We start from the raw sequence: 15590 nt of genomic DNA, 5'->3' as shown, positions 1-15590 counted from the left end.
GTGGGCTGATGTCCGAGATGAACGCAGACGGCCGCAGCAGGCTCGACCAGATGCCTCAGTGGAACGCGCTGGCCAAGCACCGGGACGAACTGGGGGAGGTGCACCTGCGGGACCTCTTCGCGGACGACCCCGGGCGCGGCGAGCGCTACGGGCTCCAGGTGGGCGACCTGTACCTGGACTACTCCAAGCACCTCGTCACCGACGAGACGCTCCGCCTGCTGCACGAGCTGGCGGCCGCGGCCGGGGTGAGCGAGCTGCGGGACGCGATGTTCCGCGGTGAGAAGATCAACACCACCGAGGGCCGCGCCGTCCTCCACACGGCGCTGCGCGCCCCCGAGGCGGCCGTCATCGAGGTCGACGGGGAGAACGTGGTGCCCGCCGTGCACGCGGTGCTCACCAAGATGCAGGTCTTCTCCGACCGGGTGCGCTCCGGCGACTGGAAGGGCCACACCGGCAAGCCGATCAGGACCGTCGTCAACATCGGCATCGGCGGCTCCGACCTCGGCCCGGCGATGGCTTACGAGGCGCTGCGCGCCTACACCGCGCGCGACCTGCAGTTCCGCTTCGTGTCGAACGTGGACGGCGCGGACCTGCACGAGGCCGTCCGCGACCTCGACCCGGCCGAGACGCTGTTCATCATCGCCTCGAAGACCTTCACCACCATCGAGACGATCACCAACGCCACCTCGGCCCGCGAGTGGCTGCTGAGCGGGCTCGGGGCCGGCCAGGAAGCCGTCGCCAAGCACTTCGTGGCGCTGTCGACCAACGCCGAGAAGGTCTCGGAGTTCGGCATCGACGTGGACAACATGTTCGAGTTCTGGGACTGGGTCGGCGGGCGCTACTCGTACGACTCGGCGATCGGCCTCTCCCTGATGATCGCCATCGGGCCGGACCGGTTCCGGGAGATGCTGGCCGGCTTCCACCTCGTCGACGAGCACTTCCGGTGCGCGCCGCCGCAGGAGAACGTGCCGCTGCTGATGGGCCTGCTGGGCGTCTGGTACGGCGACTTCCACGACGCGCAGTCGCACGCCGTCCTGCCGTACAGCCACTACCTGTCGAAGTTCACGGCCTACCTCCAGCAACTGGACATGGAGTCCAACGGCAAGTCCGTGGACCGGGCGGGCGAGCCGGTCGGCTGGCAGACCGGGCCCGTCGTCTGGGGCACCCCCGGCACCAACGGTCAGCACGCGTACTACCAACTACTGCACCAGGGCACCAAGCTGATCCCCGCCGACCTCATCGGCTTCGCCCAGCCGGTCGACGACCTCCAGCCGGGACTGGTCGCCCAGCACGACCTGCTGATGGCGAACCTGTTCGCCCAGGGGCAGGCGCTCGCCTTCGGCAAGACGCCGGAGGAGGTCGCGGCGGAGGGCGTGCCCGAGGAGCTGATCCCGCACAAGACGTTCAAGGGCGACCGGCCCACCAGCACGATCCTCGCGCGCGAGCTGACCCCGTCGGTGCTCGGGCAGTTGATCGCCCTCTACGAGCACAAGGTCTTCGTCCAGGGAGCCATCTGGAACATCGACTCCTTCGACCAGTGGGGCGTCGAACTGGGCAAGGTCCTCGCCAAGCGGATCGAGCCCGCGCTCAGCGAGGGGGCCGAGGTTCCTGGTCTGGACACGTCCACCGAGGCGCTGGTCGCGCGTTACCGGTCGCTGCGCGGGCGGTAACCAGGATTCGGCGCTACGGACCGGGCCCCGGTCACCTTCGCGGTGACCGGGGCCCGGTGCGTCCGTACAGCTCACAGATCGGGGCTCCGCCCCCCCCGGGGCGGATGTCGGCTTCGAGGGCCGGCCAGGCCGGCTGGGGTGGCCCTGGCCGTAATGTGCAATCGCCGGACGGCTGGTTTCCCAGCTCGTCCGGCGATTGAGGGCCCTCAGGGCGGCCCGCCCTGTGCTACGCCGAAGCCGGCGGGTACAGGGAGCGGGGGAGGCCCGCGGCGGCGGCTCGGTCGAGGAGCCAGAGGGTGCGGGTGCGGCCGTAGGCGCCGGCGGCCGGGGCCTGGACCTCGCCCGCGCCGGAGAGGGCGATCGTGACCGCTTGAGCCTTGTCCTCGCCCGCGGCCAGCAGCCAGACCTCCCGCGCGGAGCGGATGGCCGGGAGCGTCAGGGAGACGCGGTTGGGCGGGGGCTTGGGCGCGCCGCGTACGCCGACGACCATGCGCTCGCTCTCCCGTACGCCCGGCTGCTCGGGGAAGAGCGATGCCACGTGCGTATCGGGGCCGACGCCCAGCAGCAGGACGTCGAAGGAGGGCACCGGGCCGTGGTCCTCGGGTCCGGCGGCCGCGGCCAGTTCGGCCGCGTAGGCCGCCGCGGCCGCGTCCGGGTCGTTGCCGTACGGACCGTGGGACGCCGGCATCGGGTGGACGCGGGCGGGGTCGAGGTCCACCGCGTCGAGCAGCGCCTCGCGCGCCTGGGTGACGTTGCGCTCCGGGTCCCCCTCCGGCAGGAACCTTTCGTCACCCCACCACAGGTCGAGCCGCGAGAAGTCCACGGCGTCCCGGGCGGGCGCCGCGGCGAGGGCCGCGAGCAGCCCGTTGCCGTTGCGCCCGCCGGTGAGGACGACCGAGGCGGAGCCCCTGGCGGCCTGCGCGTCCACGATCTTCGTGATCAGCCGGGCCGCCGCGGCCTGCGCCATCAGCTCCTTGTCCCGGTGCACGACGATCTGCGGCGCGCTCACTTGGACGACGCCTTCTTCGTCGAACCGCTCTTCGCCGAGTCGTTCTTCGCCGCGTCGCTCGCCGGACCGCTCTTCGCCGACGCGCTCTTCTTCGCCGGCGCGGCCGTCTTCCGCGGGGCCTCCTCGACGGCGGCCTCGCCGCCGTTCGGCCCCTCGGCCGGCTTGTCCGCGCTGGCGAGCTGCTTGACGCCCAGCGTCACCGTCGCCCGGTAGATGTCGTCCGGGTCGAGCCGCCGCAGCTCCTCGGCGATCAGATCGGCGGTGTCCCGCCGCTTGAGCGCCACGTGCCGGTCGGGCTGGCCGGGCATGGCCAGTTCGGCCAGCGCGCCGTCCGCCCGGTCGAGGCAGATCTCGCCGTCCGCGGTGGTCATCCGCACGGCGGTGAGCCCGGGGCCCTCCGAGACCTTCCGCTCGACCGGCACCTTCAGCCGGTCGGCGAGCCACAGCGCGAGCAGTTCGCTGCTCGGGTTGTACGCCTCGCCCTCCACGACCGCCGAACTGATCTTGGAGTGCTTCTGGTCCAGCGCCGCGGCCAGCATGCTGCGCCACGGCGTGATGCGGGTCCAGGCGAGGTCGGTGTCGCCCGGCGCGTACGCCTCGGCGCGCACGCCGAGCGCGGTCACCGGGTCCTCCGCGGCGGCGGCGTCGGTGATCCGGCGCTGGGCCAGCTTGCCGAGCGGGTCCGTGGACGGGTTGTCCGGGGCCTCCTCGGGCCACCAGAGCACCACGGGGGCGTCCGGCAGCAGCAGGGGGAGGACGACCGACTCGGCGTGGTTGGCCAGCTCGCCGTGCATGCGCAGCACGACCGTCTCGCCGGTGCCGGAGTCGGAGCCGACCCGGATCTCGGCGTCCAGCCGGGCCATCTTGCGGTCGCGCGGGGAGCGGCCGGGCCGCTTGATGACGGCCACGATGCGGGAGGGGTGCTCCCGCGACGCGTCGCCGGCCGCCTTGAGCGCGTCGTAGGCGCTGCCCTCGTCGGTGACGATGACCAGGGTGAGGACCATCCCCACGGCGGGGGAGCCGATGGAGTGCCGGGCCTCGATGAGCGCCGCGTTGATGCGGGACGAGGTGGTGTCCGTCAGATCGATTCTCATGGCCGGCGCCAGCTCCTGCCGTCTCGTGCGAGCATCTCGTCCGCCTCCGCCGGCCCCCAGGTGCCCGAGGCGTACTGCGCGGGCTTGCCGTGCTTGTCCCAGTACTCCTCGATCGGGTCGAGGATGTTCCAGGACAGCTCGACCTCCTGGTGCCGGGGGAAGAGGTTGGCGTCCCCGAGCAGGACATCGAGGATGAGCCGCTCGTACGCCTCCGGGCTGGACTCGGTGAAGGACTCGCCGTACGCGAAGTCCATGGTGACGTCCCGGACCTCCATCGAGGTGCCGGGCACCTTGGACCCGAACCGCACCGTGACGCCCTCGTCCGGCTGCACCCGGATGACCAGGGCGTTCTGCCCCAGCTCCTCGGTGGAACCGGCCTCGAAGGGCAGGTACGGGGCGCGCTTGAAGACCACGGCGATCTCCGTGACGCGGCGCCCCAGGCGCTTGCCGGTGCGCAGGTAGAACGGGACGCCCGCCCAGCGGCGGTTGTTGATCTCCAGCTTGATGGCCGCGAAGGTGTCGGTGATCGACTTGGGGTCGATGCCCTCCTCTTCGAGGTAGCCGGGCACCTCCTCGCCACCCTGCCAGGCGTGCGCGTACTGGCCGCGTACGGTGTGCGCGCCGAGGTCCTTGGGCAGCTCGACCGCGCCCAGCACCTTGAGCTTCTCCGCCACCAGGGCCTTCGGGTGGAAGGAGCCGGGCTCCTCCATCGCGGTGAGCGCGAGGAGCTGGAGCAGGTGGTTCTGGATGACGTCGCGGGCCGCGCCGATGCCGTCGTAGTAGCCGGCCCGGCCGCCGATGCCGATGTCCTCGGCCATGGTGATCTGCACGTGGTCGACGTAGGACCGGTTCCAGATCGGCTCGAACATCGTGTTGGCGAACCGCAGCGCCAGGATGTTCTGGACCGTCTCCTTGCCCAGGTAGTGGTCGATGCGGAAGACCTCGTTGGGCGGGAAGACGTCGTGCACGATCCGGTTGAGCTCTTGCGCGCTCTTGAGGTCGTGGCCGAACGGCTTCTCGATCACCGCGCGCCGCCAGGAGTCGCCGGGCCCCTCGGAGAGCCCGTGCTTCTTGAGCTGCTCGACGACGTTGGGGAAGAACTTCGGCGGCACGGAGAGGTAGAAGGCGAAGTTGCCGCCGGTGCCGCGGGCCTTGTCGAGCTCGTCGATGGTGGCCTTGAGGGTCTCGAACGCCTCGTCGTCGTCGAAGACGCCGGGGACGAACCGGAACCCCTCGGCGAGCTGCTGCCACACCTCCTCGCGGAAGGGGGTGCGCGCGTGTTCCTTGACGGCGTCGTGGACGACCTGCGCGAAGTCCTCGTTCTCCCAGTCGCGCCGGGCGAAGCCGACGAGCGAGAAGCCCGGCGGCAGGAGGCCGCGGTTCGCCAGGTCGTACACCGCGGGCATCAGCTTTTTACGGGACAAATCGCCCGTGACGCCAAAGATGACCAGGCCCGACGGCCCCGCGATGCGCGGGAGCCGTCGGTCCTGTGCGTCACGCAGCGGGTTCACTCCGCTTGCGGATACAGAGGACAAGGTCATGCCTCCGACGGGGACAGGCGCTTGAGCTCGGCCTCGGTGGACTTCAGCAGATCGACCCAGGACGCCTTGAACTTGTCGACGCCCTCGTCCTCCAGGAGCTGCACGACATCGTCGTACGAGATCCCGGCGGCGGCGAGGTCGTCGAGCTGGCTCTGCGCCTCGTCGTACGTGCCGCGGACCGTGTCACCGGTGATCTCCGCGTGGTCGGCGGCCGCCTCCAGGGTGGCCTCCGGCATGGTGTTCACCGTGTTCGGGGCGACCAGCTCGACCACGTACAGGGTGTCCTTGTAGGCCGGGTCCTTGACGCCGGTCGAGGCCCACAGCGGACGCTGCCGGTTGCCGCCGGCCGACTCCAGCGCGGTCCAGCGGTCGGAGGAGAAGACCTCCTCGTACGCCTGGTAGGCGAGGCGGGCGTTGGCCAGCGCGGCCTTGCCCTTGAGCTTCTTGGCGTCGTCGCCGAGGGCGTCGAGGCGCTTGTCGATCTCGGTGTCCACGCGGGACACGAAGAACGACGCCACCGAGTGGATCTTGGAGATGTCCAGGCCCGCGGCCTTGGCCTTCTCGATGCCCGCCAGGTAGGCGTCCATGACCGCGCGGTAGCGCTCCAGCGAGAAGATCAGCGTGACGTTGACGCTGATGCCCAGGCCGATCGTCTCGGTGATCGCGGGAAGGCCCGCCTTGGTGGCCGGGATCTTGATGAACGTGTTGGGGCGGTCCACCAGCCAGGCGAGCTGCTTGGCCTCGGCGACCGTCGCCTTGGTGTTGTGCGCCAGCCGCGGGTCCACCTCGATGGAGACCCGGCCGTCCTGGCCGTCCGTCGCGTCGAAGACCGGCCGCAGGATGTCGGCCGCGTCGCGGACGTCGGCCGTCGTGATCATGCGGATGGCTTCCTCGACGGTCACCCGGCGGGCCGCGAGATCCGCGAGCTGCTGCTCGTAACCGTCGCCCGCAGAGATCGCCTTCTGGAAGATCGACGGGTTGGTGGTGACACCGACGACATGGCTCTGGTCGATCAGCTCGGCGAGGTTGCCGGACGTGATGCGCTTGCGCGACAGGTCGTCCAGCCAGATCGCGACGCCTTCGTCGGAGAGGCGCTTGAGTGCGTCCGTCATGGGAATTGCATCTCCTACTGTTCGTATAGGGACGTCAGCGGCCGACGGCGGCGAGCGACTCGCGGGCCGCGGCGGTGACGGCCTCGGATGTCAGGCCGAACTCGCGGTAGAGCACCTTGTAGTCGGCGGAGGCGCCGAAGTGCTCCAGCGAGACGATCCGGCCGGCCTCGCCGACGAAGCGGTGCCACGTCAGACCCACGCCGGCCTCGACCGCGACGCGCGCCTTGACGTCCGGCAGCAGCACGCCGTCGCGGTACGCCTGATCCTGCTCCTCGAACCACTCGACGGACGGCATCGACACCACCCGGGTGGGAATCCCGTCGGCCTGGAGCGCCTCGCGGGCCGCCACGGCGAGCTGGACCTCGGAGCCGGTGCCGATCAGGATGACCTGCGGCCGCCCGCCCTCGGCCTCGAAGAGGACGTACCCGCCCTTGGCGGCGTCGTCGTTGGCCTCGTACGTCGGCACGTTCTGCCGGGTGAGGGCGAGGCCGTGCGGCGCGGGCTTGGCGTTGTGGCGGCGCATGATCTCGCGCCAGGCGATGGCCGTCTCGTTGGCGTCGGCCGGACGGACCATGTTCAGGCCCGGGATGGCGCGCAGCGCGGACATGTGCTCGACCGGCTGGTGGGTCGGGCCGTCCTCGCCGAGACCGATGGAGTCGTGCGTCCACACGTACGTGACGGGGAGCTGCATCAGGGCGGCGAGCCGCACGGAGGGGCGCATGTAGTCGGAGAACACCAGGAAGGTGCCGCCGTAGATGCGGGTGTTGCCGTGCAGCGCGATGCCGTTCATGGTCGCGCCCATGGCGTGCTCGCGGATGCCCCAGTGCACCGTACGGCCGTACGGGCTGGCCTCCGGCAGCGGGTTGCCCGCCGGGAGGAACGACGACGAGGCGTCGATCGTGGTGTTGTTCGAGCCGGCGAGGTCGGCGGAGCCGCCCCACAGCTCGGGGATCACGCCGCCCAGCGCCTTCAGGACCTCGCCGGACGCCTTGCGGGTCGCGACGTCCTTGCCGGCCGGGAAGGACGGCAGCGCCTTCTCCCAGCCGTCGGGCAGCTCGGCCGCGTTGATCCGGTCGTACTCGGCGGCGCGCTTCGGGTTGGCGGCGCGCCAGTCCTCGAACCGCTTGTTCCAGGCGGCGTGCGCCTCACGGCCGCGGTCGACGACCTCGCGGGCGTGGGCGAAGACCTCGTCCTCGACCTGGAAGGTCTGCTCCGGGTCGAAGCCCAGCACCTTCTTGGTCGCGGCGACCTCCTCCTCGCCGAGCGCCGAGCCGTGCGCCGCGCCGGTGTTCTGCGCGTTCGGGGCCGGCCAGGCGATGATCGTGCGGGCCGCGATGATCGAGGGGCGCTCGGTCTCGTTCTGCGCCGCCTTCAGCGCCTTGTAGAGGGCCTTGACGTCGAAGTCGCCGTTGGGGGACTGCTCGACGCGCTGGATGTGCCAGCCGTACGCCTCGTAGCGCTTGAGCACGTCCTCGGAGAGCGCCGTGTCGGTGTCGCCCTCGATCGAGATGTGGTTGTCGTCGTAGATGACGACGAGGTTGCCGAGCTTCTGGTGACCGGCCAGCGAGCTGGCCTCCGCCGAGATGCCCTCCTCGACGTCGCCGTCGGAGACGATCGACCAGATGGTGTGGTCGAAGGGGGAGGTGCCGGCGGCGGCGTCCGGGTCGAACAGGCCGCGCTCGTAGCGGGCGGCCATCGCCATGCCCACCGCGTTGCCGATGCCCTGGCCCAGCGGGCCGGTGGTGGTCTCCACGCCGCGGGTGTGCCCGTGCTCGGGGTGGCCGGGGGTCTTGCTGCCCCACGTGCGGAACGACTTGAGGTCGTCCAGCTCCAGGCCGTACCCCGCCAGGTACAACTGGATGTAGAGAGTGAGGCTGGTGTGGCCCGCCGAGAGGACGAACCGGTCGCGGCCGGTCCAGTCGGCGTCGCTCGGATCATGCCGCATCAGCTTTTGGAACAGCAGGTACGCGGCGGGCGCGAGGCTCATGGCCGTACCGGGATGGCCGTTGCCGACCTTCTGCACGGAATCCATGGCCAGGACGCGGACGGTATCTACGGCCCGCTGGTCCAGATCGGTCCAGTCGAGGTCTGTGGTGGTCGGCTTGGTGCTCACCCTGCGTCAGGGCTCCTCTCCACATGTCGAGTGCCGCGGGACGGTGTGTCAGCCGGGCGTTGTCGAGCCTACCCCCGCCGGAACGTGCACCTTTTCGACGTGCGGCCGGTTGCCTGACCCGACGTCTGCGGCAACGGGACGTGCGGCTCGAACATTCCCCGTGCCCAGGTGACGGCCGTGTCTCCAGGGTGCCCGCGAAGCACTCGCCCCGCCTCCCGAGCGGGGCCGTCCCCCCGCGGCTCCCCCGCGGCGGGAACCCGCCCCCTCCGCCGGAGCAGGACGCGTCTCGGCCGAAGCGGGACGCTGTCTCCCCTGAAGCGGGACGCCGCCCAACACGGGCCCACCCCCGCGAAGGCCGAGGTACCCCCTACGTCTAGAGTGGCGTGGTACGCGCAAGTCTTTACCGGGCCATCACGTCCGGTGCTTGCTGGGTCTTATCGCGGCGCCTGCCGCTGAAGTCACTGAACCAGGGGTGTGCGTGACGGCCGTCGAATCCCGTCCTGCGGGGGTGCTCGCTACGAGCCCTAGCCACCGGCCGTTCGGGGCCCGTGTCAAGGGGTTCGTAACTCTCACCAAGCCACGGATCATCGAACTGCTGCTCATCACCACGGTGCCGGTGATGTTCCTGGCCGAACAGGGCGTGCCCAACCTGTGGCTCGTGCTGGCCACCTGCTTCGGCGGCTACCTGTCCGCCGGCGGCGCCAACGCGCTCAACATGTACATCGACCGCGACATCGACGCGATGATGGACCGGACCTCCCAGCGCCCGCTGGTCACCGGCCTGATCTCGCCGCGCGAGGGCCTGGTCTTCGGCCTCACCCTCGCCGTCGTCTCGACGCTGTGGTTCGGCTTCCTCGTCAACTGGCTCTCCGCCGCGCTGGCGCTGGGCGCGCTCCTCTTCTACGTCATCCTCTACACGATGGTGCTCAAGCGGCGCACGTCGCAGAACATCGTGTGGGGCGGCATCGCGGGCTGCATGCCGGTCTTCATCGGCTGGTCCGCCGTGACCAACTCGGTCTCCTGGGCCGCGGTCGTCCTCTTCCTCGTCATGTTCTTCTGGACGCCGCCGCACTACTGGCCGCTGTCCATGAAGGTCAAGGAGGACTACGCGCGCGTCGGCGTGCCGATGCTCCCGGTCATCGCCTCCAACACGGTGGTCGCCCGGCAGATCGTCCTCTACAGCTGGGTGATGGTCGCGGTGTCGCTGACGCTGTGGCCCCTGGGCTACACCGGCTGGTTCTACCCGGCCGTCGCCGTCGCGACCGGCGGCTGGTGGCTCAAGGAGGCGCACGGGCTGCTCGCCCGCGCCAAGGCCGGGGTGACCGGCGCCAAGCTCAAGGAGATGCGGCTCTTCCACTGGTCCATCACCTATGTGTCGCTGCTCTTCGTGGCGGTCGCGGTGGACCCCTTCCTGCGCTGACGAGACCGGCCCCGACGGGCGGGACGGGCGGCTGAGGCCGCCGGTCCCGCCCGTCGTCGTCTGCGGGCCTTCAGGGCTGAGGGCCCGGGGGGTGGCACGCGCTCTTACCCGTCGGTAGCATCCTGGCCATGGCAGACACCCAGCAGGCCGAAGAGACCGCGCCCGACGCCGTGGCCGCCGCGCCCGACGCCACGCCCGACAGGTCACAGCGCCGGACGGCCGGGCACGCCAAGCGGCTCGCGAAGCAGATGAAGGCCTTCGCCGGGCACCACGGCGGCAGCGCCGAGGGCCAGCTCGCGCACATCGGCCGCGGCGTCACCAGAGTCGCCCTCGTCGGCGCTGACGGCGCGTGGGGCAACCTCGTCGCCCCCTCCTACGAGAGCGCCCGCTCCGCCGCCGAGCTCGCGGGCATCGGCCTCCAGGACGACTTCGACGGCGACCTCGCCGCCAAGGTGCGCACCGGCCCGTACGAGTGGAGCCGCATGGCCGGCCTCCAGATCGGCGGGCCCGCCAACCCCGGCGCCGATAACTGACCCGTCCGCCGGCCGTTAGACCCACCGGAGAGCGGCCCTCGCGGCCGCCCCGGCGCTCGGGCAGGGAGGGGGCGTAACGGGATGGACGGCATGCCGTCGCTCGTCGATCAGTACAGCCATGGCGCGGTCCACGGGGAGCTGGGGCTCGGCACCTTCGAGGCCCACCTCGCCGACGCGGCCGGCGCCGCCGGGCCCGCACCGCCGGGCACCACCTACTTCGACAGTTGGGCGGGGCTCGCCGTACGCCGCTGGTGCCCGCCGCTGCTCGGCCTGGAACCGCACTGCACGCCCGTCCGCTACCTCGCCAGACGGCGCGAACTCGGCGCGTACCGGGCCGGCCGCGCGCTGCTGCGCGGCTCGGGCATCGGCACCTACCTGCTGGAGTCCGGCACGCCCGGCGAGCTGACCTCGGCGCCGGAACTCGCCGAGGCCGCCGAGGGTCGCGCTCACGAGGTCGTACGCCTGGAAGCCCTCGCCGGGCAGGTCGCGGACACCTCGGGTGCCGCCGACTCCTTCGCCGCCAACACCGCGGAGGCGCTGTACGCGGCCGCCCAGCACGCCACGGCCCTCGCGCTGGGCGTCGACGGCTGCGAGGACGAGCCGCCCGGCGCGGACCGCGTGCGCCGCACCGCCGACCGCTGGCTGGCCACCCGCCGGACCGGCTCGTGGCCGCGGGACCCCGTGCTCGTCGGCCACCTGCTGTGGAGCGCCGTCGCCACCGGCCTGCCCGTACAACTGCACTGCCGGGACCCGCGGCGGCTGGCCGGCGTCCTGCGCGCCACCACCGGCCTCGGCACCGATCTGGTGCTGCTGCCCGGGCCCCGGCACCACCGGCGGGCCGCGCAGCTCGCCGCCGTCTTCCCGCACGTGTACGCGGACGCGGGGCCCCGGCCCCAGGAGACGCTGGGGGAGGCCCCGTTCGGCAAGCTGCTGTTCTCCACGGGCGCGCGGGCCCTCGCCGAGCTGTACGTGGTGGGCGCGCGGCGGTTCCTGTCGGCCATGGACCGGCTCGTCGCCGAATGGGTCGCCGACGGCGTCTGCGGGCGGGAGGACGCGCGGCGGATCGCCTCGCTCGTCGCGGGCGGCACCGCGCGCCGGATCTACCGGCTGGACGCGGCCGGCTGAACGGCTTCGCGGCCGATGCGCTTGACGGGTGCGCCGGGCTCGTCGGAGGGCGCGGGCACGATCGGCGCGTCGGCGCGCTCGCGGAGCGACAGGAAGACCCGCAGCGCCGCGATCCACACCAGGCAGGAGCCGAACATGTGCACCCCGACGAGCAGCTCGGGCGTGTCGGCGAAGTACTGGACGTAGCCGATGACGCCCTGGAGGAGCAGCACCACGAACATCTCCAGCACCTTGCGGCGCGGCTGGGCGGGGGACTTCACGGCCCGCAGCGTGAACCACAGCGCGGCGGTCAGGCCGACCACGATGAAGACGAAGTCCACATGGAGCTGGGTGACCTCGCGCCAGTCCAGCGGGATGCGGCGCACGTCCTTGGAGGCGTCCCCGGCGTGCTTGCCGGCGCCGCTGACCACCGTGCCGATGACGATCAGCGCGGCGCTCGCCGCGACGAGCACCCAGGAGAGCTGCCGGACCGGCCGGGCCACGAGGTCGCGCGGCGCGGCGTCCCCCTCGCGGGAGCGCTGCCAGCCGATCACCGCGACCGTCAGCAGCCCGGAGGCGAGCAGGAAGTGCGAGCTGACGATGTACGGGTTCAGGCCGGTCAGCACCGTGATGCCGCCGACCACCGCGTTGCCCATCACCAGCCAGAACTGCGCCCAGCCGAGCCGGGTGAGGCCGCGGCGGCGGGGGGCGAGGGCCCGCGAGGCGATGATGAACACGCCGACGACGCCGCACAGCACATACGTCAGCATGCGGTTGCTGAACTCGATGATGCCGTTGATGCCCATCGCGCCGGTGGGCGTCAGGCTCTCTTCGGTGCAGGTCGGCCAGGTCGGGCAGCCGAGCCCGGACTGGGTCAGCCGCACCGCGCCGCCGGTGACGACGATGATCACGGCCATCACGACGGTGGCCAGCGCGGCACCGCGCACGAAGCGCGCGGAGGGCTGCCAGCGGTCGGCGATGAGCTGGAGGGGGTTCAGCGTTTTCGGCACGGGCTCATCGTAAGGGGGCGCTTGTGCATCTTTTCACTTGGGGCCCGCCATGGTGTTCCAGGGCCTCGAAAGGGCGCTGCGGCCCCGCCGGGGGAGCCCCCGGGGTCACTCCCAGCGGAACCAGCGGGCGGCGGCGCCCAGGCCGAGCACGGCCCATACGGCGAGGATGCCGAGGTCGCCCCAGGGCATCCCCGCGCCGTGCTGGAGCACATCGCGCAGGCCGTCGGAGAGCGCCGAGATCGGCAGCAGCTCCAGGACGCTCCGCGCCGCGCCGGGGAACTTCTCCAGCGGCACGATGACCCCGCCGCCGACCAGCAGCAGCAGGAAGACCAGATTGGCGGCGGCCAGCGTCGCCTCCGCCTTCAGCGTGCCGGCCATCAGCAGGCCGAGCCCGGAGAACGCGGCGGTCCCCAGCACGAGCAGCAGGAGTACGGCCAGCGGGTTGCCGTGCGGGGACCAGCCCAGGGCGAAGGCGATCACCGTCACCAGCACGACCTGAAGGACCTCCGTCACCAGCACCGAACACGTCTTGGCCGTCATCAGCGCCCAGCGCGGCAGCGGCGACGCGCCGAGCCGCTTCAGGACCCCGTAGCGCCGCTCGAAGCCGGTCGCGATGGCCTGTCCCGTGAAGGCCGTGGACATCACGGCGAGGGCCAGCACACCGGGGGCGACGAAGTCGACGGACTTCCCGCTGCCGGTGTCGACGATGTCGACGGCGCTGAAGAGGACCAGCAGCAGCGCCGGGATGATGACGGTCAGCAGGAGCTGCTCGCCGTTGCGCAGCAGCATCCGGGTCTCCAGCGCGGCCTGCGCCCGGATCATCCGGGGGAGCGGCGCGGCGCCGGGGTGCGGGGTGAACGTGCCCGTGGCGCTCATGCGCGCGGCTCCTTGCCGGTCTGTTCCGTACGAGTGTCTTCACGGGCGCCGTCCTGAAGGCCGCCCCCGCGCTTGCGGCCGGTGGCGCCGTATCCGGTGGTGCCGTATGCCGTCATGCGCGCAGCTCCTTGCCGGTCAGTTCCAGGAAGACGTCCTCCAGGGTGTGCCGCTCGACCGAGATGCGGTCCGGCATGACGCCGTTCTGGGCGCACCAGCTCGTCACCGTCGCCAGGAGCTGCGGGTCCACCTCGCCGGAGACGCGGTACGTGCCGGGGGTCAGCTCGACGGCGGCCGACTGGGCGGGGAGCGCCTTCAGCAGCGAGCCCAGGTCCAGGCCGGGGCGGCCGCCGAAGCGCAGGGTGTTCTCCGCGCCGCCCTTGCACAGCCGCTCCGGGCTGCCCTGGGCGATGACCTTGCCGCCGTCCACGATCGCCACATCGTCCGCGAGCTGCTCGGCCTCGTCCATGTGGTGCGTGGTGAGCACGACCGTGACGCCGTCGGCGCGCAGCTCGCGCACCAGGTCCCAGGTGGCGTGGCGCGCCTGCGGGTCGAGGCCCGCCGTCGGCTCGTCCAGGAAGACGAGTTCGGGGCGGCCCACGACGGCCATCGCGAGGGAGAGCCGCTGCTGCTGGCCGCCGGACAGCCGGCGGTAGGCGGTGCGGCCGCAGGCCGCCAGCCCCAGCCGCTCGACGAGCGCGTCGACGTCCACGGGGTGCGCGTGCAGGGAGGCGGTGTGGCGCAGCATCTCCTCCGCGCGCGCTCCCGGATAGACCCCGCCGCTCTGGAGCATCACGCCGACGCGCGGGCGGAGCGCGGCGGAGTCGGCCACCGGGTCGAGCCCCAGCACCCGGACCGTTCCGGCGTCGGGCCGGCGGTACCCCTCGCAGGTCTCGATGGTGGTGGTCTTGCCCGCCCCGTTGGGGCCGAGCACGGCCGTCAGGGTCCCGCGCGCCACGGACAGGTCCAGGCCGTTCACCGCGGTTTTCGCGCCGTACCGCTTGACCAGGCCGACGACCTCGACGGCGGGCTCGTTTCGCATGCCGGGAAGTCTACGAACCGGCGGCGGCCGCCGGTGGCCCGGGGCGGAAACCGGCCCCGATTAGGCAGCCCTTAGTGATCGAGGCCACCGTCGCGCCGTCCGGGCGGGGCTTGTCCCGGTCCAGGGAATTACGCAACAATAGCGTTGTGAAAAACGTGAGCGAGGCTCAGACGGGACCCGCGGCCACCCCGGCCGCCGGGCCCGGCGGCGCTGCGCCCGCGCTCGACGAGCAGCGCGGCACGCGCAATCGCGTCGTGCGTTCCATCCTCGACCACGGCCCGTCCACCGCGGCCGAGGTCGCCCTGCGGCTCCAACTGACCCAGGCGGCGGTCCGCCGCCACCTCGACACCCTCGTCGCCGAAGGGGTCGTGGAGCCCCGCGAGAAGCGCGTCTACGGCGCCCGTACGCGCGGGCGGCCCGCCAAGGTCTTCGCGCTCACCGAGTGCGGCCGGGACGCCTTCGACCAGGCATACGACAAGCTTGCCGCGGACGCCCTGCGCTGGATCGCGCAGGCCGCCGGCGGCGGCGAGATGGGCGAGGCGGCGATCGCCGCCTTCGCCCGCGCCCGCCTCGCGGCCCAGGCCGAGGCATATCGGCAGGCCGTCCAGGCCGCCGAGCCTCGCGGCCGCGCGGAGGCGCTGGCCAAGGCATTGACCGCGGACGGGTACGCTGCTACGGCGCGCAGCGCACCGGTCGGCGAACAGCTCTGCCAGCACCACTGCCCGGTCGCCCATGTCGCCGAACAGTTCCCGCAGCTCTGCGAGGCGGAGACCGAGGTCTTCTCCCGCCTGCTCGGGACCCACGTACAGCGTCTGGCCACCATCGCCCACGGCGACGGGGTGTGCACGACGTTCATTCCACGCGGTGGCACAGAGCCCGCTCCGCAGTCCACCACAGCATCCACCAGCACGGCCGGGAGGAACCCCGCATGACGCTCCCTACGGAGACCGCTCACCCTGAGCTTGAGGGTCTGGGTACGTATGAATATGGCTGGGCCGATCCCGATGTGGCCGGTGCTTCGGCCCGGCGCGGGTTGTCGGAGGAGGTCGTTCGGGATATCTCGGCGAAG

At 71.8% G+C, this 15590-nt stretch carries 13 protein-coding genes; 5 read left to right on the top strand and 8 right to left on the bottom strand.

Going from position 1 to position 15590, the window contains the following annotated elements:
* The first annotated feature begins 17 nt into the window (after positions 1-17).
* A complete protein-coding gene (pgi, locus tag IF55_RS30960) occupies positions 18-1670 on the top strand; it encodes a glucose-6-phosphate isomerase (RefSeq protein WP_030887989.1) in 1653 nt (550 codons plus the stop codon).
* A 226-nt stretch (positions 1671-1896) separates the two neighbouring features.
* Here the strand turns inward: pgi and pgl are convergent, their stop codons facing one another.
* The 5 genes from pgl to tkt are packed head-to-tail and all read right to left on the bottom strand — an operon-like array spanning position 1897 to position 8539.
* A complete protein-coding gene (pgl, locus tag IF55_RS30955) occupies positions 1897-2679 on the bottom strand; it encodes a 6-phosphogluconolactonase (RefSeq protein ID WP_030887987.1) in 783 nt (260 codons plus the stop codon).
* A complete protein-coding gene (opcA, locus tag IF55_RS30950) occupies positions 2676-3773 on the bottom strand; it encodes a glucose-6-phosphate dehydrogenase assembly protein OpcA (protein WP_030887985.1) in 1098 nt (365 codons plus the stop codon). The genes pgl and opcA overlap by 4 nt, the downstream gene beginning before the upstream one ends.
* The gene (gene zwf, locus IF55_RS30945) at positions 3770-5314 is read right to left on the bottom strand and encodes a glucose-6-phosphate dehydrogenase (RefSeq protein ID WP_048832843.1); all 1545 of its coding nucleotides are present in this window, start codon (positions 5312-5314) and stop codon (positions 3770-3772) included. The genes opcA and zwf overlap by 4 nt, the downstream gene beginning before the upstream one ends.
* A complete protein-coding gene (gene tal / locus IF55_RS30940) occupies positions 5311-6426 on the bottom strand; it encodes a transaldolase (protein WP_030887981.1) in 1116 nt (371 codons plus the stop codon). Before tal ends, zwf begins: the two co-directional genes overlap by 4 nt.
* A gap of 34 nt (positions 6427-6460) precedes the next feature.
* The gene (tkt, locus tag IF55_RS30935; RefSeq protein ID WP_030887978.1) at positions 6461-8539 is read right to left on the bottom strand and encodes a transketolase; all 2079 of its coding nucleotides are present in this window, start codon (positions 8537-8539) and stop codon (positions 6461-6463) included.
* 478 nt (positions 8540-9017) lie between these two features.
* Between tkt and IF55_RS30930 the strand changes: the two genes are divergently transcribed.
* The 3 genes from IF55_RS30930 (at position 9018) to IF55_RS30920 (ending at position 11617) form a co-directional block, all read left to right on the top strand.
* Positions 9018-9959 carry a heme o synthase gene (locus IF55_RS30930; protein WP_030887975.1) on the top strand — a complete coding sequence of 314 codons (942 nt, stop codon included), beginning with the start codon at positions 9018-9020 and terminating at the stop codon, positions 9957-9959.
* A 128-nt stretch (positions 9960-10087) separates the two neighbouring features.
* Positions 10088-10492: a hypothetical protein gene (locus IF55_RS30925; protein ID WP_030887972.1), complete on the top strand. Its 405-nt coding sequence runs from the start codon at positions 10088-10090 to the stop codon at positions 10490-10492.
* 81 nt (positions 10493-10573) lie between these two features.
* A complete protein-coding gene (locus IF55_RS30920) occupies positions 10574-11617 on the top strand; it encodes an amidohydrolase (protein ID WP_030887970.1) in 1044 nt (347 codons plus the stop codon).
* Here the strand turns inward: IF55_RS30920 and IF55_RS30915 are convergent.
* The 3 genes from IF55_RS30915 to IF55_RS30905 form a co-directional block, all read right to left on the bottom strand.
* Entirely contained in the window at positions 11593-12606 is a 1014-nt protein-coding gene (locus IF55_RS30915) for a COX15/CtaA family protein (RefSeq protein ID WP_037966414.1), read from the bottom strand. The two genes, IF55_RS30920 and IF55_RS30915, sit on opposite strands and share 25 nt — an antisense overlap.
* A 105-nt stretch (positions 12607-12711) precedes the next feature.
* Positions 12712-13482: an ABC transporter permease gene (locus IF55_RS30910; protein WP_030887964.1), complete on the bottom strand. Its 771-nt coding sequence runs from the start codon at positions 13480-13482 to the stop codon at positions 12712-12714.
* 112 nt (positions 13483-13594) lie between these two features.
* Complete coding sequence (locus IF55_RS30905; protein ID WP_030887962.1) at positions 13595-14521, bottom strand: ABC transporter ATP-binding protein; 927 nt, start codon at positions 14519-14521, stop codon at positions 13595-13597.
* Positions 14522-14667: 146 nt separating this feature from the next.
* Here IF55_RS30905 and IF55_RS30900 point away from each other — a divergent pair, with 146 nt between their 5' ends.
* Positions 14668-15453 carry a helix-turn-helix transcriptional regulator gene (locus IF55_RS30900; RefSeq protein ID WP_030887959.1) on the top strand — a complete coding sequence of 262 codons (786 nt, stop codon included), beginning with the start codon at positions 14668-14670 and terminating at the stop codon, positions 15451-15453.
* The last annotated feature ends 137 nt before the right edge of the window (positions 15454-15590 follow it).

Source organism: Streptomyces varsoviensis (assembly GCF_000718635.1).
GTDB lineage: Bacteria > Actinomycetota > Actinomycetes > Streptomycetales > Streptomycetaceae > Streptomyces > Streptomyces varsoviensis.
This window is presented reverse-complemented; position numbering and strand designations above follow the sequence as displayed.